The following is a 22,992-nucleotide window of genomic DNA, read 5'->3' on the forward strand; positions in this document are numbered from 1 at the left end:
ATCATCGAGGGTGTAGCGGTGCGCCGGACGCGCGGCGCCCGACGTGCTTTCCGAGTGCAACGCGGCCATCGCCGCGCGCGCCTCGTCGGTCAGCGGCAGCCCGAAGTGCCGGTAGATCGACTCGACGATGCCGATCGGGTCGGCGACGAACGCGTCGTAGTCGACGTCGCAGCACTGCGCCGCGTCATGGCGCTTGCGGTCGACGAGGAACCGCTCCGCGCCGCGCGCCCACAGATCCAGCTGCGTCGCGCCGACCACCGGACCGCGGAACTTCTCCGACCAGCCCGCCGTCGCCTGCTCGTTCAAGCTGCACACCGACGCGATGATGGTGCGCGGATCGCGGTGCATCTGGATGACCAGCGCGTCCGGATAGACCTCGAAGATGGCGTCCAGCGCGAACAGGTGGCTCGGGTTCTTCAGCACCCACCGCTTTCCGGCGTCCGGCAGCCCGATCAACTGGAGGTTGCGCCGATGCCTGCGGTAGGCGGGCGTCCAATCCCGGTCGCGCAACCACTCGGAATAGGTGGGCAGGTAGGCCAGGCACTCGTAGGACACCGACATGGCCGACTGCCGCAGCAGCTGCCAGCACTCCTCGACCTGGTCGGCCGAGATGTGGTGCACGCCCATGAATTCCGGATGCTCTACGTGGTGCTTGTCGTAGGCGGCCGCGAGACGCTGGTACACGGGGTTGCTCGCCCAGGTCTCGCGCGGCGGGCGCGGCTGCGGCATCTCGGTCAGCCACATCTCGAGGCCCTGATGCGCCGGGTCGGCGTTGAGCAGGCGGTGCACGGCCGTCGTGCCCGAGCGCGGCAGGCCGGTCACGAAGATCGGCCGTTCGATCGCCACGTCGGCATGCTGGGGGTTCTGCTTCCAGGCCGCCTCACTGAGCAGCCGGGCGATCAGAGCGCCGCGCAAAAAGGCGCGGTTCACCTTGTTGCCGAACGGGGTGAGTTCGGCGTCCCCGGCAAAGGATTCGAGCAGCACCTCGAGTCCCTCGCGGTAGTCGTCGGTGCCGAAATCGTCCAGCCCGACCACCTTCGTCGCCGATGCGTGCAGATCGTCGATGGTTCCGACGTCGTCCCTACCGATCACGGTCATCTCCTAGTGGTGGTATTCGCCGGCGTTGACGTCCAGGCACGCGCCGGTGATCGCGCGCGCCATGGCGGAGGCGAAGAACACGACAGCGTCGGCGATCTCGTCGGGCTCGGGCAGCTTGCGCAGGTCGGTGGTCTTCGCGGTTTCGGCGTAGACCTCCTCGGGGGTGGTCCCCCGCTGCTGCGCCAGGTAGTTGAAGTACCACTTCAGGTTGTCGGCCCAGATATAGCCGGGCGCGACGGAATTCACCCGGATACCCTTCGGCCCGAGTTCGGTGGCCAGGCTCTGGGCCAGCGCGAGCAGGCTGGCCTTGGCCATCTTGTACGGTCCGAAGGTCCGCCGCGAGTGGCGCAGCACCGCCGAGTTGATCATCACGACCGAACCCTTGCTTTCGGCGAGGGCGGGGACGAACAGCCTGGTCAGGCGCAATGCGGCGAGCACGTTCGTCTCGAAGCCCGCACGCACCTGGTCCAGGTCGACGTCGGCGAGGTCCACGATGGGCGGGATCGCGAAGGCGTTGTTGACCAGCGTGTCGACCTTGCCGAACGCACTGTGCGCGGCCTCCACCAGATGGGCCGCCGCCGCCTCGTCGTTGATGTCGGTCGGCACCACCACCGCGCGCCTGCCCAGTTCGGTGATCTCCTTCGCCACCTCGGTCAGCCGCGACTCGGTCCGGGAGGCGAGCACCAGGTCCGCGCCCGCCTTCGCGCTCTGCACGGCGATGGCGCGCCCCAGTCCCGGTCCCACACCGGAGACGACGACCACTCTGTCCTGCAACAACATCAGCCGAGCATCCTCTCCGCGACGGCGACCTGACGTGCCGCGATCCGGGCCCGCCACTGCTCGGGCGTGACGCGCGCCTGCTCGTAGAACGGCAAACGATCGGGCAGGTCCGCGACGGAGACGAGTTCCACGGTCGGCCCGTCGTCCGGTTTCATCTCCCGCGACAACCGCTGCCAGCGGAACTGCAGATATCCCCTGGCGTGCCCGGTGCGCTCGATCCAGTTGGCCAGGCCGGGGTCGCGCTCGCTGACCACCAGCCGGATCATCCCGTCCGGGTCCACGTGCGCTTGGTCGGCGGTGAGACTGGTCTGGTGGTTGATGTAGTCCAGCGACAAGTACCACATGCTGCCGAGCTGGAAGCCCTGGTAGGGCGCATCCGACTTCGGCACCGTGATGATCATGGCCTGGTCGTCGTCCAGATCGTAGTGACCGACCGAGGAGAACTGCGTGCTCAGCCCGCCAGGGGTCTGCCTGGGCTCGGTCAGCGTATTGACCGGCAGGTTCAGATAGAACCACTCCGGGAAGGCGAGGAAGGTCTTCAATCGCGACACCAGCATCTTGCCCGCCACGCCGTACCGCTTGGTCATCACGTCCTTGGTCGGCGGCGGCGGCGCGTCACCGATCCGGTCCACCCGTTGGATGCGGATCGTGCCAGCCTTCTCGGTCGCCCAATCGCTGTGCACCTCGCGAACCACGAGCATCGCCGCGTCGGCGCCCAGGTGCACGTAGCCGGGGCCCGCCTCGCCCGGTCCGAACCGGACCTCGTAGGACCCGTCCGGCCGGATGTCGAGTTCGCGATCGTCGAAGGCGGTGAGACTGTCGGGCACGTCCACCGGCGAATAGTTGCCGTTGAGCACCTGGAAGCTCAGGTCCCGGGTGGTGCCTCGGGTGCCGGTGACCACGTATTCCGCATCCGGCCGCAGATAGGAATGAAAGTAGAGAGTGTCGGGGTTGTCCAGGCCCATCTTGGTGTAGGGACCGGTGGACATCACGAAGAACGGGAAGTCCCGCTCGTAGGCCCAGGCCATCTGCAACGACGCGCGGATGCTGCCCGCCAGATAGTCGTAGCCCTCGACGAGGTCCTGTTCGGTGCGGATGTGCGCGGCTCCGGTGATGATCTGCTCGGCGGCGGCGATGGCGTCCGCGAACGGCTGTGTCAACAAGAGGCTCTCTCCGGTGTTCCAAATATGTACCACTCTGGTACATTTCAACTAAGGCAAGATTAGAACGTGTTCTAGGAGTGGTCAATGGTCGGCCGACGGTCCGCGCCCACCGCCCGGGTGGTTCAGGTCCTGGATTTCTTCGTCGAACAGCGCGGGAAACGCTTCGGGCTCTCCGAACTCGCCCGCGAGCTCGACCTCGCCAAGCCGACCTGCCTGGGCATCCTCACCGAGCTGACCTCGGGCGGCTACCTGGTCCGCGACGCCGGCACCGTCACCTACGGACTCGGACCGGCATTGATCGCGGCGGGCCGGGTGGCGCAGGACAGTTTCGCCATCTCCGCGCTCGCCCGCGTCGAGCTGGAGAAGCTTTCCACGCAGTACCACACGACCTGCACGGCATCGGCCGTCGTCGGCGAGCAGATCATGGTGCTGGAGAGCACCGGTCCAGGCCTGGTGAAGGTGGGCGCGGCCTACCATTTCGCGCCGCCGGTCGGCCTGATGTACGTGCTCTGGGATACCGATGCGGCATTCGACGCCTGGCTGGCCAAGCCGCCCGCGGTGCCGCTACGGCAGGACGAGGCGCGGCTGCGCCAGGTCGTCGCCGAATGCCGCGAGCGCGGATTCCTGGTGGAGAGCATGACCACGGCCGGGCGGCGGCTGTACTCGCTGCTGGCCGGAGTCGCCGACCGTGATCTCCCCCCCGAACTGCGAGAACTGGTCGGTGAGCTGGTGACGAGCCTCGGCGAGCGGGTGTACCTGGGCTCCGATCTGCGGCCGCGCAAAGAACACGCGGTGAGTCTGCTCGCCGCACCGACCTACGACGGCGACGGCAGGCAGAACATGGTGCTCACGATGTACGTCGGCCGGTCCATCACCGGGGCCGAGATCACCCGGCGCGGCGTTGCGCTGGTGGACGCCGCCGATGCGGTGACGGCGAACTCGGGTGGGCGCAAGCCATTGACCAACAACCGAAACGTGTTCTAGTTTTGCGGTGTGAGCCAGTACGCGAAGTCGACGGCGAGCACCTACGAGCTGCCCCATCTGGACGCGCTCGAGGCCGAGTCGGCGCACATATTCCGTGAAGTGGCAGCGACATTCGAGCGACCGGTGTTGCTGTTCTCCGGCGGCAAGGATTCGGTGGTGATGCTGCACCTGGCGGCCAAGGCCTTCTGGCCCGCGCCGCTGCCGTTTCCGGTGCTGCATATCGACACCGAGCACAATTTCGACGAGGTGATCGCCTACCGCGACCAGACGGTGGCGCGCCTGGGCCTGCGCCTGGTCGTCGGGCGAGTCCAGGACGACATCGACGCGGGACGCGTGGTCGAAGAGACCGGGCCCCGCGCCTCCCGCAACCGCTTGCAGACGGCGACGCTGCTGCGCTCGATCCAGGAAGGAGCGTTCGACGCGGTCTTCGGCGGCGCGCGCCGCGACGAGGAGAAGGCCCGCGCCAAGGAGCGGGTGTTCAGCTTCCGCGACGAGTACGGCCAGTGGGATCCGCGCAGGCAACGTCCCGAGCTGTGGAACCTCTACAACGGCAGGCATCGCGCCGGCGAGCACATCCGGGTGTTCCCGCTGTCGAACTGGACCGAGCTGGACATCTGGACCTACATCGCCGCCGAAGGCATCGAATTGCCGCCGCTGTACTACGCACACCGCAGGCCGGTGGTGCAGCGCGACGGAATGTTGCTGGCGCACACCCGTTTTCTCGAACTGCTCGACGGCGAGGAGCCGTACGAGGCCACCGTGCGGTTCCGCACCGTCGGCGACGCGACCTGCACCGGCTGCGTCGAGTCCACCGCGGCAACACCCGCGGAGGTGGTCGCCGAGGTCGCCGCGGCGCGGGTCACCGAGCGCGGCGCCACCCGCGCCGACGACCGCATCTCCGAGGCAGGCATGGAAGACCGCAAACGCGAAGGCTATTTCTGATGACGACCACTTTGTTGCGCCTGGCCACCGCGGGCAGCGTCGACGACGGCAAGTCGACGCTGATCGGCAGGCTGCTGTTCGATTCCAAGACGCTGTTCACCGATCAGCTCGCCGCGGTGGAGCGCACCAGCCGCGACCGCGGCGACGACTATCCCAACCTGGCCCTGCTCACCGACGGCCTGCGCGCCGAACGCGAACAGGGCATCACGATCGACGTGGCGCATCGCTATTTCGCCACCCCCAGAAGAAAATTCATCATCGCCGACACTCCGGGGCACGTGCAGTACACCCGCAACATGGTGACCGGCGCTTCCACCGCCGACCTGGCGCTGATCCTGGTCGACGCCCGCAAGGGCGTGGTGGAGCAGACGCGGCGGCACGCATTCCTGGCCAGTCTGCTCGGCATCCCGCACTTGGTGCTGTGCGTGAACAAGATGGACCTGGTGGACTGGTCGCAGGAGCGGTTCGAGGAGATCCGCGAGGAGTTCGCCCGCTGGGCCTCCAAACTGGACGTCTCCGACCTGACCTTCGTTCCCCTATCGGCGCTGCACGGTGAGAACATCGTGCACCGTGGCGCGAGCATGCCGTGGTACGAAGGCACTCCCTTGCTGCATCATCTCGAAGAGGTGCACATCGCCTCGGACCGCAACCTGATCGATGCGCGCTTCCCGGTGCAGTACGTCACCCGCAGCCACGCGCAGGACTTCCGTGGGTATGCGGGCACCGTGGCGGGCGGAGTCTTCAAGCCGGGCGACGAAGTGGCCGTGCTGCCGTCGGGATTCACCACCACGGTCGAGGCGATCTGGGGCCCGGGTGGCGCGCCGGTCGCGGAAGCGTATCCGCCGCAGGCGGTCACCATCCAGCTCGCCGACGAACTGGATATCTCCCGAGGCGACCTGATCTGCCGTCCGAACAACCGCCCGACCTCGGGCCGCGATCTCGACGCGATGGTGTGCTGGTTCGCCGAGGACGCCCAGCTGACCCCCGGCGCGACCTACACCATCCGGCACACCACCCGCGCGGCGACCGCCGAGGTGCGCTCGCTGGACTACCGGCTGGACGTCAACACGCTGCATCGCGACGAGCACGCGGAAGCATTGTCGCTCAACGAGATCGGCCGCGTTCAGCTGCGCACCCGGCAACCGCTGCTGTTCGACCCGTATCGCCGCAACCGCGCCACCGGCAGCTTCGTCCTCGTCGACGACACCACCAACAACACCGTCGCCGCGGGCATGATCACCGGCTCGAGCCTGCCCTCCTCGCGGGTGGTCTGGCACTCCACCGCCGTCGAGCGCGACGAGCGCGCCACCCGCGGCCTGACGGTTTGGCTGACCGGCCTGTCCGGCTCCGGAAAGTCGACCGTCGCGGTCGAGTTGGAGCGCCGATTGGTCGCGGCGGGCCGCCCGGCGTTCCTTCTCGACGGCGACAACCTGCGCCACGGCCTCAACTCGGATCTCGGGTTCAGCACAGCCGACCGAGAGGAGAACGTCCGCCGCGTCGGCGAAGTGGCGAAACTGTTCGCCGAAGCAGGTGTGGTCGCCGTGGTTTCGCTGATCAGCCCCTACCGCGCCGACCGCGACCGCGTCCGCGCCGCCCACGACGCGGCGGGCATCCCGTTCCTGGAGGTGTTCGTCGATACGCCACTGGCGATTTGCGAAGCCCGCGACCCCAAGGGCATGTACGCCAAGGCACGGGCAGGTGAAATCCGCGGCTTCACCGGCATCGACGACCCGTACGAAGCACCGACCGAAGCAGACATCGTTCTACGCCCCGACCACGGCGATCCGGCATCGATGGCCGCGACCATTCTCGCGAGGTTGAACCGGATGGACTGAGTTGCTTGTCGACCAAGGTGTGCGTCACACCGTCGAAGTCGGTGAACTCGACCTCGATGACGCCTGGCTGATGGTCCGACACCCATCGGACGGCCTTTCCGCAGATAACGGCCATATCGAAAGTATCCCCTCGGCTCCGTCGCAGCGATCGCCACAAGGGACGCGGACACTGTCCGCAAGCAAACGTCAACGCCGGCTTCGTGGATCGGCTATCCCCTCCATAGTCGATACACGAAGCCGGCTTCCGGTGACATCTCCGTAATCGGTTCGGATACGAGCGTAGAGCGATAGGATCAGATTGTAAAGCGCTAGGTGCCTAGCCGCTGCGCTCTGATCCTTTATTGCGGATACCATGTTCGCACGGTGACAGCCGAATCGGGAGGTTGGTGACACAGCTCGTGTCTGGCGAGGGAGATGAGAGCAGCGAGGAGCCGACGGAGGACGCCGGTCCTATCGCGCGGCACCTCAATCGGGTGATCGCCGCTGTCCAGCAGCGGGATTCACGCAGCTACTCCAACAAAGACATCGCCGAGCGCTCGACCGCGCTCGGCTATCCGCTGAGCCCGGCCCAGGTCTCGCACATCCGGCTCGGGCGTGTCCGCAATCCCAGTTTCCGCACCATCGAGGGGATTTCCGTGGCACTGGGCGTGGACGTGCGCGAATTCCTCGACGGCGCGGCCGCACAGCAAGCCGACGTCGAATCGCGGTTGGCCGCGGAGCTTACCGAGGCGGGCGTGGAGGCGATCGGTTTCCGCCTGTCCGAACTCGGCACGCTGAACGAGCTGGGCAGGTCGACGTTCGGCGCCATCGTCGGCAATATCCTGCGCGATCTCCAGCAGCACGAACTCTATCGCCGACCGGCCGCTCCGGAGGACGACGAGAAACCTCGGGCTGAGTGATCGGCTATCGCTCGTATCAGAGTCGCAGATCCGTCGCCGAAACTTTCGGAGCAGCACCCGGCCGATAGGTCGCCTGCGCGATCGGCCGGCGAACTTCGGTATAGGACTCCAGCGCCGCCGCGATGGAGTTCGCACTGCGCAGGGTCTTCGCCAAGACGACCGCATCCTCGATGGCGGAGGTCGCCCCCCGCCCCGCCGCCGGCGAAACAGCATGCGCGGCATCGCCGATCAGGACGGTGTCCGCGTTGTGCCAGTTGCCTTCGGGTTCGAGTTCATACAGCGCGATCGGTGCGCTCACCTCGGAACGCTCCAGCACCTGCACCACCGGGGTCGCCCGCAGCGCGTCGAGGAACAGGTCGGGATCGGCCGTCGCCCCGGACGCGACGTTGCGCCTGCTGAACCAGAACGATCCATCGCGCTCATCCCCCACATAGCCCGCGACCCCGTCGGGATGCGACCAGAAGTGCAGCACGTGCGCCGGAAGCCCTGGCACCGCTACCGGGCAATGTCCGTACCGGATCGTTTGGCCCGTGTAGGTCGGCTCCCGGGTATCACCGAGCATGCGCCGAGTGGCCGAACGAGCACCGTCCGCGCCGACCAGCAGCTCACTCGTGCGCTCGCCGGGATCGGCCCGAGTTCCGTAATCGCACGGGATGTCCGCTTCTTCCAGGCTTTCTCGCAACAAGGCCAGCAGATCCTTACGCCAGATGTGGGTACTGGACCAGCGATGACCGGGCTCGGTCCGGGCGAAGGAACCCGTTCGCCCGGTGAGCGTGTCGACAGTGCTGACACTGATGACCGGAAATCCGGCCGCCCTGACTTTCTCCCCCACTCCGATCTGATCGAGCGCGGTCGACGCCGCAGGGCCGAGGGTAACCCATCCACCCACCTCGGCGGTGCGCGCAGCGGTCTCGTAAACCCGCACTCGGGCACCGACTTTCGCCATCGCCAGAGCCGCGCACGCCCCTCCGATACCGCATCCGATGATCTCCGCTCGAAACATCCGTCACACCTTCGCCGTGGGCGGAGCCCATTGCCGACGCACCCGAACCATGTTCTCCCCCAGGCCGGCCGCCAAGGCCACGAGCAGTTTGCGGTCGGCATCGAACGTATCAGCCTGGTCCACGGCCGCGCGGTGCGGCTCGCCGTACAGCACCGGCCGCTCGCGATTGGCCGCGGCGACGCGCTGCAGTTCGCGCGCGTACCCGGAGACGGTGGCGGTCGAGGCCGGATCGATCTGGGGGCTGAGCAGCATCAGCGCATCACGGATGTCGACCATCATCGTCTGACGCCATTCCATGACGGCCGCCAAGGGCTGCCGGACACGGAACGCGGGCATCCGCCGTTCGGGAAGAAACCGGGTGATCACGCCCACCGCGAAACGCCACAGCCGCCACAGCAGCAGAACGTCGCGCAGTGCTCCGAGGCCGACGACCACAGCTCGAATACGCATCACCAAGCCATACCAGGAAACCCCCAGCAGGAACACGAGCTGCCCGAGATAGACCTCCCACCGCCCCAGCACCACGAGCGAGCGCGGTGGCCGTGCCGATACCGCGTAGTGCCCGAGCTGGATCGTGAACGTCACGGTGGCGGCCAGCATCAGCACCGCCCCTATCGCGGCGAGCACGATTCCGTGTGCCGGTGTCCCCGAGAGCAATCGCAAGTATGCGAAGCAGTAGAAAACGATCAGCATCCCCGTCGGCAACGTCATCACTTTTTCCCCGAGGCTGAAACCGACCACGGCGGGGTCGGCGAATCCATAGGGTTTCCCGTCGGAGCCCGCGGCGACCGCGCACGCGGCCATGACGATCACCGACCCGACAAACGGAATGCTCAGCGCTATCAGTATTTTCCTCGTCTGCGCACTGCGCCGGGAAGCCAGCACGAAGAACGCAACGATGCAGACCTTCGACGCCATGAGCACGACGGTACCGACGAATTCGTACCCCATCGCGGTCAGCAACCACGGATCCGAACGATCCTGGACGTACTCGCCGAAGGCATATCCCGTTGCGAGGAAGAAGAAGGCACCCACGACCGCGAGAAGAGCGACGTCCCTGTTCCGGCGGTACTGACTCGCCTTCCAGATCATGGCCGCGGTGAACGCCGCGATGAGCCACCCGTGCGGTATGTAGATCACAGCCAGCCCATTCTCTCCTGCAGTGGAAGCGACAGGTCTTCGGTCCGCTGTAGCGGACGCAGCGCCCGTTGCCGGTCGAGCACCCTGCCCACCTCATATGCCCACCGCGCGAGCAAGTTCGCCGTGTATTCCGCCTCCCATTCCATCTTCGGAGACATCGTCGAATGACGGTGCACGTTCTCGCTCTCGTAATGCCCGGCGATGATGTGCCCGAACTCGTGCCCGATCCCGTGGTCCTGATGCCAGGCGGGTGTCGCCTTCTGATAGGCGATGACGTAGGTGTCCGGCGGCGCCGAAAGCTTCAGTGTGATCGCGAAGAAGCAATCGACCGGCAGCAGCTTCTCCTGCAGCAGGACCGTCGCGCCGGTGAATTCGCAATAGCGTTCGATCAGCTGGCGCATGGTCAGCAATTCACGCACCTTCATGCGCTGGAGCAGCAGCCGGGTGCGATGCTCGACCTCACGCACCAGCGCGGGACTCGGGATGAAACGAGAGCCCTCGTTCGGCCCGCTGTCGGCGAACTCCGCCCCGTCACCCGCCGAGCGTCTCATGCGCCCGCGCCATACGGAACTCATCAGACCTCACACCCCGCAGCCCGCCCCACCGCCCGACTCTCGGCAACCGGTCCGTCGAACGGTACGAAAACGATGCCGAGCGCCGCGCCTGATCGACCATCGTGGTCACAGAACCCCCGTGCCCGGCCGGTTCGGCGTTCAAACTACCACCGCCGCGATCGGAGGGCACCGATCGAATCGCGTTGGAACGTCCCGCATTCGCGCCGATTCGGCTATGGCGCACCAGCTGTCCCTGATCGGACGCGACGCGGTTCACTCGGCCGGGCGCACGGACTCCGCCGAGCTCGCGGCGCCGGCCTCGCACGACGCGTCGCGAATCGTCTCGCGCAGCCAGCGCTGAGCCGGGTCGGCGTCGAGCCGGGCATGCCAGAGCAGGCGCACCTCGATTTCCGGCAGGGCCGCGGCGAGGGGAAACCAGCGGATGCCGAGGGTCCGGCCGTACTGTTCGGCGAGGCGCTGCGGGACGAGGCCGACGTAACGGCTCGAGGAGACCAGCAGCGCCGCGACGGCGAAGGTCGGCACCACGGCGGCGACATGGCGTTGCAAGCCCACCACGTCGAGGGCGTCGTCGAGCGGTCCGCGGGCGCGACCGCGCCGGGAGGCCGAGACATGGGGATGCCGGCACAGTTGCCGCAACGTCGGGCGACGGCGCCTGCCCAGCGGGCTGTCGGCGCGGACGATGCCGACCATTCGTTCCCGGTACAGCACGGCGGTGCGGATGTCGGGACCCGCGGCGTCGCCGACGCCGATGTCGAGATCGACCGAACCGTCGCGCAGAGCCTCGGCGCTTTCGTTGCCCTCCGTGACGAAACGAAGAACCACGCCGGGGGCGACCGCGGCCGTGGCTTCGACCGCTGTCGCGGCCAGGGTCGCGGCGACGCCGTCGTTGATGCGAATGGTGAAAGTGCGCTCGAGTTCGCCGATCGCGACCTCGCGGTCGGCGCTGATCAGTGCGGACGCTTCGTCGAGCAGTGACCGCACCCGCGGCGCGGTGCGCAGCGCGAAGGGCGTGGGAGCCATGCCGCGCCCGGCACGTACCAGGATCGGATCGTTCATCGCCCGTCGCAACCGGCCCAGCGCCCGGCTGGTCGCGGGGATGGACAGATGCAGGCGCTCGGAAGCCGCCGTGACGCCGCCTTCTTGCAGCAGCGCGTCGAATACGCGCAGGAGGTTCAGATCCAGCTGCTCGGGCATAGTTGCATCCTACGCAAGTATGTATTGACAAAGTTGCGTGGTGCGGAGACCACCGAGGTACCTACCGTCGGGGACATGCCGTTCAATGTCATGCTCCGGGATCGCGCTGCGTCGCCACGAGACCCGTCACGTCCCCGCGCCCAGCGCGGCCTGCTCGCGATCATGTGCGCTTGCGTGGTGCTCGTCGTCGGGATGGTCGCCGCGATCAACCTCGCCGTCCCGATGCTCGCCTCGAGCACACTGCATCCGTCCGCGTCGGCGCTGGTGTGGATCGTCGACACGTATGTGATCGTGTTCGCCTGCCTGGTCATTCCGGGCGGAGCCGCCGGGGATCGCTTCGGGCGCAAGGGAGTGCTGCTCGCGGGCCTGACGCTGTTCGCGGTGGGTGCCCTGATCTCGGCGACAGCGCCCGGCGTGGCCCTGCTTCTGGCGGGCCGTGCGATCACGGGTGTCGGCGCCGCCGCCGTGCTGCCCAACACACTGTCGGTTCTGCTGCACGCCGTACCCGCCGAACGCAAGGGCGCGACGATCGCCACCTGGGCCTCGATGACCGGCATCGGCGGAGTCCTCGGCAACGTCGGCGGCGGGTCGATCCTGGCGGGCGGATCGTGGCGGTGGTTGTTCGCCGCCGCCGTACCGATCTCGCTGGTTCTCGTCGCACTCGTGGGTCGGGTCGCGCCGGTGTCGGCGCGCCATGAGCGCCGGCTGGACCCGCTCGGCGCGGTGCTGCTCGTCGGTGCGTCGGTCGCGCTGCTGCTCGGTATCGTCCAAGGCCCGGAGGCGGGTTGGGACAGTGTGGTCGTTATCGCCGGTTTCGGCTGTGCCGCAGTCTTGTTCACCGTGTGGACCGTCGTCGAGCTGAAGGTCGAGCACCCGCTGCTCGATCCCCGGTTGTTCCGCGTGCCCGGCCTGCGCAGCGCCTGTCTCGGCATGACGACGGTCTTCTTCGGCATGTTCGCGCTGTTCTATGTCAACGCGTCGTTCCTGCAGTACGGCAAAGGATTCGGCGTTCTGCGGACCGGCCTGGGGATCGTCCCGCTGACGGTTCCGATCATCCTCGGCGCACGACACGTCGGACGCCTGTCGCAGCGTATCGGTCTGGACGCGACCACCGCGCTCGCGTTCGGGTTCGTCGGCTGCGGATTGCTCGGCCTGTCCACCGGCGACGCGCAGACGCCCTACCTCGCCTACGCGGCGTGGCTGGTCGTGACCGGAGTCGGTGTGACGCTGGCCCTTCCGACATTGTCCGGCGCCATCGCCGGTTCGCTACCCCCGGAGCAGGCCGGAGTCGGAGCCGGACTGCAGGCGACCACGCGTGAGTTCGGCAGCGCCTTGGGTGTCGCGGTCATCGGCACGGTGCTCACCGCACGATTCGTCGCCGCGCTACCGCCGGACATCCGCGCCGACCACGATCCGCACACCGTGGCCCAGGCACTCGCCGCGACCACACCCGACCGCGCCCGCGAAGTCGTCAGCGCGTTCGTCGCGGGCACGCAGGTGAGCCTGCGGGCGATCGGCGTGACCGTGCTCGTCCTCGGCGGGCTGGTCGTCCTGCAGTCACTGCTGTCCCGGCGGAGGGTTCCGGTCGTCGTTAGCCCACCGCGCTGATCGCACGCAGGTCGATTGCGCACGGTCACCTGCGCCATCGAAGCCACCGGCGGTCCGCTCGGGTCGCCGCGACGCACTTCGGCACTTCTTGCTGAAGGCCCATGACCGGGTACTCGTCGAAGCGAGTCCGGTGGACCGTATCTGGGGGGCGTCGGACTGACCGCCGACGATCCGCGCCTCGAAGATCCGACCCAGTGGCTAGGGCTGGATCTCCTCGGGTTCGCACTGATGGAGGCGCGCTCGGTGCTGCGCGAGGCGTCATCGGTCGGGTGATGCGTCGCTGCCGGTGACGTATTCGATTGTGCTCAGACGGGACAGGCGGTAGCCGACCCGCCTGCCCCTCACCGTCTTACGGCAGCGCATCGCTCCCGCGCGGGCGGGAGGGATGCGGGCGGCGCGGGTACTTGCTCGGCCGCATACGACCGGTGGCCCGTAAGGTCTCCACCGCCGCGCATTTCCACGAGCATTCGTCCGCGTCGCACTCGAGATGAACCTGCATGAGCGCGTGCGCATCGCCGGGGCCGAATTCCGGGCCGTCTCTCGGCTCTACCGCAGGCCAGCCCAACGGCGGCCAGCCCAGCAGGCACAGTTGTTCATGGCCGACACGTTCGGCGATGTGATAGACGCTCGGACCACGCAACGGCCTCCGCCACCATCTGCTCGCGGCGAAGAAGACCATCAGCAGCACCACGACCACTGCCGTCCCCACAGCCAGGGCTGTGCCGAACCCGGACAAGTCGAACATCAAGCTTTCGCCCCGCTCTCCGGTGCGCCGAACGGTGCCCACCGATGTCCCCGCGCCCACACTTGCTCGGGGGCGACGGCAATCAGCGTCACTTCCTCGGTGAGGCCGCGCCTGGCGGTCCAGATGTGCTCCCGAGTCGGAGCGATGACGACCGAAGCGCCCACCCGGCGGATCGCCTGCACGAGCAGCAGCGTCGGCATCAGCGCGTCACGATCCACCACCAGCACTTCCGGCTCGGGATAGCCCTTCCGCTCGGCTAGCGCCCGAATCGCGCGCTCCTCACCCGCGTGGTCACTGCCGGACTGATCCAGCCGGATGTAGCCGAGCGCGATTTCCGCCATGTCCGCCCCTCGATTGGTTGGTTGGTATGGCACCCGGCGCCGGGGATTGCGACCCCCTGGGACGTCACAGCAGCTGGGTTGTGCCGGGTCAGAAGCCGACTCACCCGGCGCCGAGGCCGGGATAAGAAGACCCCGCACAGGCGATACCGCAAAAGACGTGCGTTTGCGGTAAACGTGTGCAAAGGGGGTGTGCGCAGTCGCTCGATCATGGCACCGCTTGTCCAGCCCATGCCACACTCAACGACATGGGGCGGAAGCCTAAGGTGCCGAATCGCCAGCTGACGGAATTGCTCGAGGAGACCCGAATCAGCCGAAAAGGCCTTGCTCGTAGAGTTGTGGAGCGTGGACACAGCGTCGGTGTCGAACTGTTCTATGACCACACATCGGTAGGCCGATGGCTCGCAGGAGAGCAACCGAATACACCGGTTCCCGAATTGATCGCGGAGGTCCTGACGGAACTCGTGGGTCGTCCGCTCGTTCCGTCGGACTGCGGCATGTCCCGCAGCCAGGAATCAGCTGATCTGGGCCTGGAGTTCCCGTTGAGCCTTGCAGAGGCGACGGCCGCTGCGACCGCGTTATGGAGGAGCGATGTGGAGCGCCGTCGATTCCTGAAGGGTTCCTCGTATGCTGTGGCCGTCTACCCGGCAGCGTCGATGCGATGGCTGACCATGCCGGGACCGGAGCATCCGGTGTCCGGAAGAGGTTGCCGACGGATCGGACAATCCGAAGTCGCAGCGGTTCGAACAATGACCGCGGCGTTCCAAGACCTCGACAATCGCGTCGGCGGTGGCAAGGTTCGCTCGACGATTGTGCACTATCTTCACAGTTCGGTCACACCGCTACTGCATGCGAGCTACACGGAACCGATCGGCCGCCAGTTGTTCGCGGTCACTGCCGAATTGACCAAGCTCGCAGGGTGGGCGGCCTACGACCTCGAAGAGCACGGCCTAGCTCAGCGGTACTTGATCCAAGCGCTACGAATGTCACGCGCCGCAGGTGATGCGGGACTAGGTGCCGAAATCCTCGCCGCGATGAGTCACCAAGCAACCTACGTCGGGCGCGCAGGCGACGCCATCGACCTCGCTCGCGCGGCCCAAATCACCGCGCGGACAGCTGGACTTCCGGCGCTCGAGTCCGAATGCCATCTGGTCGAGGCGCATGGACATGCTGCGCGCACGGACGGTTCGTCGTGTGCAGCTTCGCTCAACGCAGCCGAACGTGCCTTCGGTCGGGCGGATGGCGCACAGCCACCCTGGCTCGACTACTTCGATCACGCATACATGTCGGCAAAGACCGCCCACTGTTTCCGAGACCTAGGCGACAACGCCCGTGCAGCCCATTTCGCGGAGCAATCGTTGAAAATGTCGGACGGCTACACCCGTGGGCGTGCGTTCAATCTTTGTCTGCTCGCTTCGGCCCTAGCCGACGGCAATCCACACGAAGCCGTTCGAGTCGGTGCCGAAGCGCTTGAACTCGTCGACGGGTTGCAATCACAACGCACACTTGCCTACCTGCGCGAAGTGCGCAGTCGTCTTGTTGCGCACGCGGCGCTGCCCGATGTTGCAGAATTCCGACAGCAGGTCATTATGATCGCGAGGCGGGCAGACTGAGTGCGCGGTAGATCGCGATCACCGTTGCGGCTCCGATGATCTCGCCGCGCTGAATCATCCGTTCCGCTTCCTCGACTGCGATCCAGCGGGTGTCCTCGGCCTCGTTGACGTCCGGTTGAGTGTCGGTCAAGCGCGCCCCCCGGGCGAGGTAGATCTCCTGCGGTTGATCCAGCGTGCCGATGGCCGGTTGATACGTGACCAGGTGCTCCATCGTGCTCGGACGCCAACCGGTCTCTTCTTCGACCTCGCGTGCTGCTGCGGTCGCTATATCTTCCGCAGCGTCGACGTAACCGCCGGGAAGTTCCCACACCCAGCGGTCGATGATGAAGCGATGCCGGTACATCAGCAGCGCCTCGCGCTTGTCGTTCAGCACCAAAGTCATTGCGCATCGCGGCATACGCGCAACGTATTGCGTGAACTTGACTCCGTCGGGTAGCTCCACATCCACGGTCGACAATCGGATGTGGCGGTTCTCGTCCACTAGACGCTCGCCGTGGATAGTCCACTGAGTGCGGTTCACCTGCTCGACGTTATCTCAGCATGGCAGGCCGTCGACGAGCATCAGCGGCCTTGGCATGGCGTTGGGCAGGCGGAGACGACCGCCTGCCCACCGACTTCACCGGATCAGTCCAGCGACCGGAAGAACTCGCGCACGTCGCCGATCAGCAGCTCCGGCACTTCGAGTGCGGGGAAATGCCCGCCGGAGTAGAACTCCGACCAATGGGTGATGTTGTGCGCGCGCTCGGCGAAGCGGCGGATGGCGTAGTCGCCGTCCTTGAACACGGCTACGCCGGTCGGCACGGTGCCTTTGGGTTTCGGCGCGAACATGGTCGCGTCGTGGAAGCGCTCGTAGTAGAGGTTCGCGACGCTGCGGGCGGTGTCGGTGAACCAATAGATGCTCACCGTGGTCAGCAGGCAATCGAGGTCGACGGCCTGTTCGGGGAGGTCGTGGGACTGGTCGGTCCACTCGCGGTATTTCTCCACGATCCAGCCGAGCTGGCCGGTCGGGGAATCGGCGAGCAGCTGGGCGATGGTGTTCGGGCGTGAGCCCTTCAGGTTCATGTAGGCCGAGCCGTCGTCCTGGAACTTCTTCATTGCGCCCAATCGCGCCTTTTCGGCGTCGGTGAGGGCGGCCATGTCGGCGGGGTCGCCGGTCGGGAAGGTGACCAGCGCGTTGACGTGCACGCCGAGTACGTGATCGGTATCCAGGCGGCCCAGCGCCGGGGCGATGAAGGCGCCGTGGTCGCCACCCTGTACGCCGTAGCGGTCGTAGCCGAGGCGGGCCATGAGTTCGGCGAGCGCCGCCGCGATCCGGCCGTCGTTCCAGCCCGGCTCGGTGAGCGGGCCGGAGAAACCGTGGCCGGGCAGCGACGGGATGACCAGGTGGAAGGCGGGCGCGTCCGGGGCGCCGTGCGCGGCGGGCTCGGTGAGCGGGCCGATCACGTCGCGGAAGTCGGCCACCGAACTCGGCCAGCCGTGCAGCAACAGCAGCGGTGTGGCGTTCTCCTGGGCCGAGCGCACGTGCAGGAAGTGCATGTTCTGCCCGGCGACGGTGGTGGTGAACTGCGGGTAGGCGTTCAACTCCGCCTCGGCGGCACGCCAGTCGAACTTCTCGGCCCAATACCCGGCCAGCTCCTTCAGGTAGGCAATCGGCACACCACGCTCCCAGCCGCTACCGGGCAGGTCATCGATCCAGCGGGTTCGGGCCAGACGAAGGCGAAGGTCATCCAGGTCAGCCTGCGGAATGTCGATACGGAAGGGGCGAATCTCGGTGTTCGTCATGCCATTGATACTTCGGGTAACGAGGGGGTCGGCGAATCACGAGAATTCGTTATTTCCCGGCCCCACGCAGCCTGCCGAGTAACGGCGCCGACCCAGCCAGACCCACCAACCTGGCAAACGCGCCCCCCACCCCATGGACGCCCACCGCCGGAAGCGCGCGAGTGGCGCACCATTGCGGCATCGCCCGAGAAGACCTCACCATGGTGTGCCACTCGCGAACTTCCGGGCGGAGATGGGGTTATCCGGCGAAGTTTTGATGCGGCCTTCGCCGCACGCCGATTCGACTTCCGCAGTTGGCACCGGCCGCCCGGTGCGGGCATGATCGCGCCGTGGTCAGCCTTCCGGTTTGCGGTGCCTTCGTGGGGCGGGCCGCTGAGCTTGCGGCATTGCAGGATGCCTATCGGGAGCCCGCGGTGCATACCGTGCTGGTCGGCGGCGAAGCGGGGATCGGCAAGTCGCGGCTGGTCGCGGAGTTCGGGACGCGGCTCGGGGCGGGTACGGCGGTGCTGTCCGGGCGGTGTCCGGAATTCGGCGCGAAGGGAGTGCCGTTCACTCCGTTCGTCGCGGTCATGCGCGCACTGCTGCGCGATCAGGGCGTGGAGACGCTCGCGGCGCTACTTCCGATGCGGCCCGCGCTGGCGCGCTGGCTTCCGGAACTGGCGGCGCGGTCCGGCGCGGCGGAGCCCGACACCGATCGGATCCGGTTGTTCGGCGAGATCCTGACCGTGCTGGAACAGTGCTCGATGACCAAATCGCTGGTGGTGGTGCTGGAAGATCTGCACTGGGCCGACGAGGCCGGCCTGGAGTTGCTCGACTTCCTGGTGGCCAACATCGCCGAAGGCGATCTGTTCTTGGTCGGCACTTACCGGCCCGCCGATTCCGGACCGTTGCGCAAGCTGGTCGCGGGCCTGCGCCGCGACCCGGGCGTGCGCCTGCTTTCTCCGGCGCCGCTGACCAGGCACGAGGTGGGCAGGCAGCTGGCGGCGCTGCGCGGCCGGGAGCCGGAACCAGGGACGATCGGACGAATCTTCGAGCGCAGCAGAGGAATTCCGCTGTTCGTCGAGGCGCTCGGTCCCGCACCCGAGGATACGCCCGCCGAGCTGTCGGAGCTGTTGCTCGGCCACCTGTCCGACCTGCCCGATCAGGCCGCGTCGGTGCTGCGGCTCGCGGCGGCGGCCGGGTCTCCGGTCCGGCACACCCTGCTGGCGGCCGCCTGCGATCTCACCGAGGACGTGCTCACCGCGGCTTTGCATCAGCTGATCGGCCAGCGACTGCTGGTGCCCACCGACACCGGCTATGAGTTCCGGCACGTCCTCATCCGGGACGCCATCTACGATCACCTGCTGCCCGCGGAGCGAAAGAGACTGCACACGAGGCTTTGCCGGGCGTTGGCCGCGCACCGGAAGCACGATCCGGAGCAATGCCCCTCCGGCGAGCTGGCCTACCACGCGTATGCCGCCGGAGAGCTGCCGCTGGCACTCGAGGCCGCGTGGGAAGCCGCGGCGGAAGCGGAAGACATCGGGGCGCATCGTGTCCAGGTGCGCTATCTGGACCAGGTGCTCGAATCGTGGGATCGGGTGCCGCAAGCGGCGAGCCGAGTGGACGCCGACCGGGTCGATGTCGTGGAAGCGATCGTGGCCGCCTGCTATCGGGGCGGCGTCGTCGAGCGAGGGATCGCGGCAGCCGACGAGGCGCTGGCCGCGACCGACGCGCGCAGCGACCCGGAGCGTGCCGCCCGGCTGCACTACTACCGTGCCGGGCTGCGCAACCAGAGCAGCGGCGGCGGCGAAGACGACCTTCTCGCGGCGCTGGCATGTCTTCCCTCGGACCCGCCGACCCTGCTGCGCGGCGAGGTGCTCGCCGAACTCGCCGCGGCTCGGGTATTCAGCGGCGCGGCGGCTGCGGCCGAGAACGACGCCCGCGCCGCCGTCGAGGTGGCCGAACAGTTACGTGGTGTGCCGACCGTGAACGGCACCTCGCCGGTCATTGCTACGGTGCCCGGCGCGCCGTGTGCGACCGAGGAAGGCGCCGGCGCGGATTCCGCGTCCCCCGCGAGGCAGCGGCGGTCATCGAGGCGGAGTGCGAGCGTCTTTCGCGACAACCGGCGCGGCGGGGCGCTGGCCGCGCGCGCCTACACCTACCTCGGGCTTGCCACCGCGGACCGTCCGGAGGCCGCCATGGCCCATTTCGAACAGGCGCATGCGGTCGCGAAGGCCGTCGAAGATCCGGGCACAATGCTCACGGTGGTGCTGTGGGAGTCGGCGCTGCTGGTGTCGGCGGGCGCCGACGAGGCGGCCATCGCCGCGATCCAGCAGGGGCTGCGCGCCGCGCACGAAACCTACCGGTTCGCCGAGGCCGCCCCGATTCTGCTGGTCAAATGGGCGCAGGCGCTCGCTGCCCTGGGTCGTTGGAACGAAGCGCTCGAGCTCATCGATGAATCGCTCACCGAGCAGTTGACCCCGTTGAGCACCGCCGCGCTACTGCTGTGTCACGCGCGGATCATGCTGGCGCGCGGGGACGAGGAGGCCGCGGCGACGAGCGCGGCGGCCGCGCAGCCCTTGCTCGGGGACCGCCGCTGGGCCAGGCAGTACCAAATCCGACTGCACACCGTGCAGACCGAGATCGCGCACGCGGCGGGCAACCCGCAGCGTGCCGCCGAGACCGGCGCCGCGACACTGACCGCGGACGATCTGACCGCGCACCATCACGAGGCGTGGGCACTGGCCGAGGCGGTCGCCCGCACTCGCTGCGCTCCATTGGTTCTGGATTCCGTCGTGGCAAGGCTGCCGGTGACCACCGCGGTCGACGCCGCATACCGGAATTCCTGCCACGCCGTACGCAGCGGCCGTCCCGCCGACTGGGCCGCGGCGGCTTCTTCCTGGCGAGCCCTGCGTCGGCCGTATGAGCTGGCGCGCAGCCTGCTCGAATCCGGCGATGCGGAATTGGCGGCGGGTGATCGCGCGGCGGCACGCGGCGCACTGCGGTCCGTTCTCGAGCTGGCGAACGAGCTGGCGGCCGTGCCACTCGCCGAGCAAGCCAGGCAGCTGGGCGACCGCGCCGGGATCGATCTCGCCCACTCCGGCAACCGGCCGGCCACGACCCCGCGGGCGGGTACTGCGGGCCTGACCCCACGGGAACTCGATGTGCTGCGTCTGGTGGCGACGGGAGCGAGCAACCGTCAGATCGCGGCCGAGCTTTTCATCAGCGCCAACACCGCCGGTGTGCACGTCTCGCGAATCCTCACCAAGCTCGGCGCGTCGAGCCGCACCGAAGCGGCCGCGACGGCGCGGAAACGCGGATTGCTCATCTCCGAAGGCTGACCGACCAAGGCGGCGCGGCCATCGGTCGCGGCAGGGGCAAAGCCGCCGTTGTCACGCACGGCCGTTCGGCCCGAGTCACCGGCTGTTGTCCCAGGACTCTCGAGCCGTGCGGATCTCGGGCGCACTCGCGCCTATCCAGCTGATCAGGCCGCAGAGATGGCGGGCGGCCTCCTCACCGAGCCGGGTCAGCGCATACGACACCTGCGGGGGCCTGACCGGTAGGACGGTGCGTTCCACGAGACCGTCCCGCTCCAGCGTGCGCAGCGTCTGGGACAGCATCTTCTCGCTGATTCCCTCGATACGGTCCCGCAGCTGGTGGAAACGACGGGAGCCCGGGCGCAGGGCCGCCAGCACCAACAGCGACCAACGCCCGGTGAGGTGTTCGAAAATGTCGCGGCTCGGGCAATCTCGCCGGAAGACAGAATTCTCGGAATCGGCGTCCACCTGCGAGCTTACCGTCATGACCAGAGCTTACTTGAAAGTGGCTACTTACCATGAGAAAGCTCCCCACCTAATCTCCAGACATGGACATGATGCGGATAGATGTGTGGTCGGACCTGCTGTGCCCGTGGTGCTACATCGGCAAACGAAACTTCGAGACGGCACTGTCCCGGTTCGATCACCGCGCGCGGATCCAGGTTCATTGGCATGCGTTCGAACTCGACCCCGGACTGTCGCGCAAACCAGGCCTCACCTTGCCCGAACGGTCACGCCGGGATCTGGGCGGAACCAGCGAGCAGGCCGTCGAGCGCATCAGGGGCGTAACCGAACTCGCGGCCGCGGCCGGATTGGACTACCGCCTCGATCTGGCCGTGCCGGTCAACAGCTTCGACGCGCACCGCCTGGTCAAACTGGGCGAGACCGTCGGCCACGGTGAGGCCGTGCTCGAACGGTTGATGCGCGCCTATACAGCGGAAGGAGCCGTCCTCAGCGACCCCGAAACCCTCGTCCGGCTCGGTGGCGAATCGGGCGTGGACCCGGAGCGCACGCGAGAGATGCTGCGCGGCAACGATTTCACGGATGCCGTCCACGAGGATCGGGAGAAAGCATTCCGCCTCGGTGTCGGCGGTGTCCCCTCGTTCGTCTTCGACGGACGATTCGTGCTGAGCGGTGGCCGGACCCCGCAAGACTTCCTACGCGCCCTCGAAACCTCATGGCATAGCCGCGGCGACGCGTAGGCCGGGAACGGGCCGGTCACCGACCGCGCCTGCCGAATCGCGGACGCCCGCTCATCCGACCTGGTCAGACGAACTGGGTGACGCCGTTGAATTCCGCGAGTGGCGCCGGTCCATCGACTTCGTATTCGAGCAGGAGCAGGCCGCGACCGGTGGCCTCGTGGCGGATGAGCCGAAGGCCGGTGGTCGCGCCGGCGCCGGTGAGTAGTCGCCTTCCTGTTCGCAGCACGGTGGGGGCGACAGCGAGTCGGACGATGTCGACCAGGCCGGCGGCGAGCAGACAATCGCCGAGGCGTGAGCTGCCGTGGATCTGCAATTCGCGGCCCGGTCGGCGTTTCAGGTCGGCGACGGTGGCGACCGGGTCGCCGGGTAGCACTGTCGTCGGTTTCCAGCTGCCCGTTGTCAGGGTGTTGGAGACAACGTACTTCGGCAGGGCGTTCATGCGCTCGGTGAAGGGATCGCGGGGATCGGTGATGGCGGGCCAGTCGCGCGCGAACGCCTCGTAGGTGCGGCGCCCGAGCAGCAGTCCGTCGGCGGCATCGAGCCATTCGGAGGTGCGCTGAACGAACATCTCGTCGAGGTAGGGCACCAGCCAGCCACCGCGATCGAAGCCGTCGCTGGTGTCCTCGGTCGGTGAACCGGGTCCCTGGCCGACTCCGTCGAGGGTGAGGAACTCGGTGAGCGCGAGTTTCATGCCTTGACCTCGCTCTCGACGAACTGGGTGAGTTGATCGGTGACCGTCCCCCACCCGAGCATGAATCCCAGTTCTTCGTGCCGGGCCCGCGCGGCCGGGTCCGC

21 protein-coding genes are annotated in these 22,992 nt (G+C 67.4%); 8 read left to right on the plus strand and 13 right to left on the minus strand.

The window, feature by feature from the left end:
• The 3 genes from ACFU5M_RS29800 to ACFU5M_RS29810 form a co-directional block, all read right to left on the minus strand.
• Positions 1 to 1,092, minus strand: a 1,092-nt coding sequence (locus ACFU5M_RS29800; protein WP_379054217.1) for a sulfotransferase family protein, incomplete at its 3' end; no start/stop codon positions are given.
• Between the two features lie 9 nt (positions 1,093 to 1,101).
• Positions 1,102 to 1,878, minus strand: a complete 777-nt coding sequence (locus ACFU5M_RS29805) for an SDR family oxidoreductase (protein ID WP_379054218.1) — start codon at positions 1,876 to 1,878, stop codon at positions 1,102 to 1,104.
• Positions 1,878 to 3,041, minus strand: a complete 1,164-nt coding sequence (locus tag ACFU5M_RS29810) for a hypothetical protein (RefSeq protein ID WP_379054219.1) — start codon at positions 3,039 to 3,041, stop codon at positions 1,878 to 1,880. The genes ACFU5M_RS29805 and ACFU5M_RS29810 overlap by 1 nt, the downstream gene beginning before the upstream one ends.
• 84 nt (positions 3,042 to 3,125) lie before the next feature.
• Between ACFU5M_RS29810 and ACFU5M_RS29815 the strand changes: the two genes are divergently transcribed.
• The 4 genes from ACFU5M_RS29815 to ACFU5M_RS29830 all read left to right on the plus strand — a co-directional run bounded on the left by ACFU5M_RS29815 (position 3,126) and on the right by ACFU5M_RS29830 (position 7,701).
• The gene (locus ACFU5M_RS29815; protein ID WP_379054220.1) at positions 3,126 to 4,025 is read left to right on the plus strand and encodes a helix-turn-helix domain-containing protein; all 900 of its coding nucleotides are present in this window, start codon (positions 3,126 to 3,128) and stop codon (positions 4,023 to 4,025) included.
• 9 nt (positions 4,026 to 4,034) lie between these two features.
• On the plus strand, positions 4,035 to 4,967 hold the full coding sequence (gene cysD / locus ACFU5M_RS29820; RefSeq protein WP_379054221.1) for a sulfate adenylyltransferase subunit CysD: 933 nt from the start codon (positions 4,035 to 4,037) through the stop codon (positions 4,965 to 4,967).
• A complete protein-coding gene (gene cysC / locus ACFU5M_RS29825) occupies positions 4,967 to 6,802 on the plus strand; it encodes an adenylyl-sulfate kinase (protein ID WP_379054222.1) in 1,836 nt (611 codons plus the stop codon). Before cysD ends, cysC begins: the two co-directional genes overlap by 1 nt.
• A gap of 398 nt (positions 6,803 to 7,200) precedes the next feature.
• Positions 7,201 to 7,701 (plus strand): helix-turn-helix domain-containing protein, encoded by a 501-nt coding sequence (locus tag ACFU5M_RS29830; RefSeq protein ID WP_379054223.1) that lies wholly within the window; start codon positions 7,201 to 7,203, stop codon positions 7,699 to 7,701.
• Positions 7,702 to 7,717: 16 nt separating this feature from the next.
• Here ACFU5M_RS29830 and ACFU5M_RS29835 read toward each other — a convergent pair whose 3' ends face one another.
• The 4 genes from ACFU5M_RS29835 to ACFU5M_RS29850 all read right to left on the minus strand — a co-directional run bounded on the left by ACFU5M_RS29835 (position 7,718) and on the right by ACFU5M_RS29850 (position 11,613).
• A complete protein-coding gene (locus ACFU5M_RS29835; protein WP_379054224.1) occupies positions 7,718 to 8,704 on the minus strand; it encodes an FAD-dependent monooxygenase in 987 nt (328 codons plus the stop codon).
• 3 nt (positions 8,705 to 8,707) lie between these two features.
• Positions 8,708 to 9,844: a hypothetical protein gene (locus ACFU5M_RS29840; protein WP_379054225.1), complete on the minus strand. Its 1,137-nt coding sequence runs from the start codon at positions 9,842 to 9,844 to the stop codon at positions 8,708 to 8,710.
• A complete protein-coding gene (locus ACFU5M_RS29845) occupies positions 9,841 to 10,395 on the minus strand; it encodes a hypothetical protein (RefSeq protein ID WP_379054226.1) in 555 nt (184 codons plus the stop codon). Before ACFU5M_RS29845 ends, ACFU5M_RS29840 begins: the two co-directional genes overlap by 4 nt.
• 276 nt (positions 10,396 to 10,671) lie before the next feature.
• Entirely contained in the window at positions 10,672 to 11,613 is a 942-nt protein-coding gene (locus tag ACFU5M_RS29850) for a LysR family transcriptional regulator (protein WP_379054227.1), read from the minus strand.
• 75 nt (positions 11,614 to 11,688) lie between these two features.
• Here ACFU5M_RS29850 and ACFU5M_RS29855 point away from each other — a divergent pair, with 75 nt between their 5' ends.
• A complete protein-coding gene (locus ACFU5M_RS29855; RefSeq protein WP_379054228.1) occupies positions 11,689 to 13,221 on the plus strand; it encodes an MFS transporter in 1,533 nt (510 codons plus the stop codon).
• A 349-nt stretch (positions 13,222 to 13,570) separates the two neighbouring features.
• Here the strand turns inward: ACFU5M_RS29855 and ACFU5M_RS29860 are convergent, their stop codons facing one another.
• Positions 13,571 to 13,930 (minus strand): hypothetical protein, encoded by a 360-nt coding sequence (locus ACFU5M_RS29860; protein WP_379054229.1) that lies wholly within the window; start codon positions 13,928 to 13,930, stop codon positions 13,571 to 13,573.
• 35 nt (positions 13,931 to 13,965) lie between these two features.
• Positions 13,966 to 14,307, minus strand: a complete 342-nt coding sequence (locus tag ACFU5M_RS29865; protein ID WP_379054230.1) for a hypothetical protein — start codon at positions 14,305 to 14,307, stop codon at positions 13,966 to 13,968.
• 245 nt (positions 14,308 to 14,552) lie between these two features.
• Between ACFU5M_RS29865 and ACFU5M_RS29870 the strand changes: the two genes are divergently transcribed.
• Positions 14,553 to 15,917 (plus strand): hypothetical protein, encoded by a 1,365-nt coding sequence (locus ACFU5M_RS29870; RefSeq protein WP_379054231.1) that lies wholly within the window; start codon positions 14,553 to 14,555, stop codon positions 15,915 to 15,917.
• Here ACFU5M_RS29870 and ACFU5M_RS29875 read toward each other — a convergent pair.
• Both ACFU5M_RS29875 and ACFU5M_RS29880 read right to left on the minus strand, forming a co-directional pair.
• Positions 15,892 to 16,437 (minus strand): NUDIX hydrolase, encoded by a 546-nt coding sequence (locus tag ACFU5M_RS29875; protein ID WP_379054232.1) that lies wholly within the window; start codon positions 16,435 to 16,437, stop codon positions 15,892 to 15,894. The genes ACFU5M_RS29870 and ACFU5M_RS29875 overlap by 26 nt on opposite strands.
• A 104-nt stretch (positions 16,438 to 16,541) precedes the next feature.
• Positions 16,542 to 17,699 carry an epoxide hydrolase family protein gene (locus ACFU5M_RS29880; protein ID WP_379054233.1) on the minus strand — a complete coding sequence of 386 codons (1,158 nt, stop codon included), beginning with the start codon at positions 17,697 to 17,699 and terminating at the stop codon, positions 16,542 to 16,544.
• A gap of 359 nt (positions 17,700 to 18,058) precedes the next feature.
• On the opposite strand from ACFU5M_RS29880, the gene ACFU5M_RS29885 reads away from it, so the two are divergent.
• On the plus strand, positions 18,059 to 21,019 hold the full coding sequence (locus ACFU5M_RS29885; protein WP_379054234.1) for an AAA family ATPase: 2,961 nt from the start codon (positions 18,059 to 18,061) through the stop codon (positions 21,017 to 21,019).
• 75 nt (positions 21,020 to 21,094) lie between these two features.
• Here ACFU5M_RS29885 and ACFU5M_RS29890 read toward each other — a convergent pair whose 3' ends face one another.
• On the minus strand, positions 21,095 to 21,481 hold the full coding sequence (locus ACFU5M_RS29890; RefSeq protein ID WP_379054235.1) for a winged helix-turn-helix transcriptional regulator: 387 nt from the start codon (positions 21,479 to 21,481) through the stop codon (positions 21,095 to 21,097).
• Between the two features lie 62 nt (positions 21,482 to 21,543).
• Here ACFU5M_RS29890 and ACFU5M_RS29895 point away from each other — a divergent pair, with 62 nt between their 5' ends.
• A complete protein-coding gene (locus tag ACFU5M_RS29895; protein ID WP_379054236.1) occupies positions 21,544 to 22,197 on the plus strand; it encodes a DsbA family oxidoreductase in 654 nt (217 codons plus the stop codon).
• Positions 22,198 to 22,261: 64 nt separating this feature from the next.
• On the opposite strand, the gene ACFU5M_RS29900 is transcribed toward ACFU5M_RS29895, so the two are convergent.
• Positions 22,262 to 22,888, minus strand: a complete 627-nt coding sequence (locus tag ACFU5M_RS29900; RefSeq protein ID WP_379054237.1) for a dihydrofolate reductase family protein — start codon at positions 22,886 to 22,888, stop codon at positions 22,262 to 22,264.
• Positions 22,889 to 22,992 lie beyond the last annotated feature (104 nt).

Source organism: Nocardia sp. NPDC057455 (assembly GCF_042802775.1).
Classification (GTDB): domain Bacteria; phylum Actinomycetota; class Actinomycetes; order Mycobacteriales; family Mycobacteriaceae; genus Nocardia.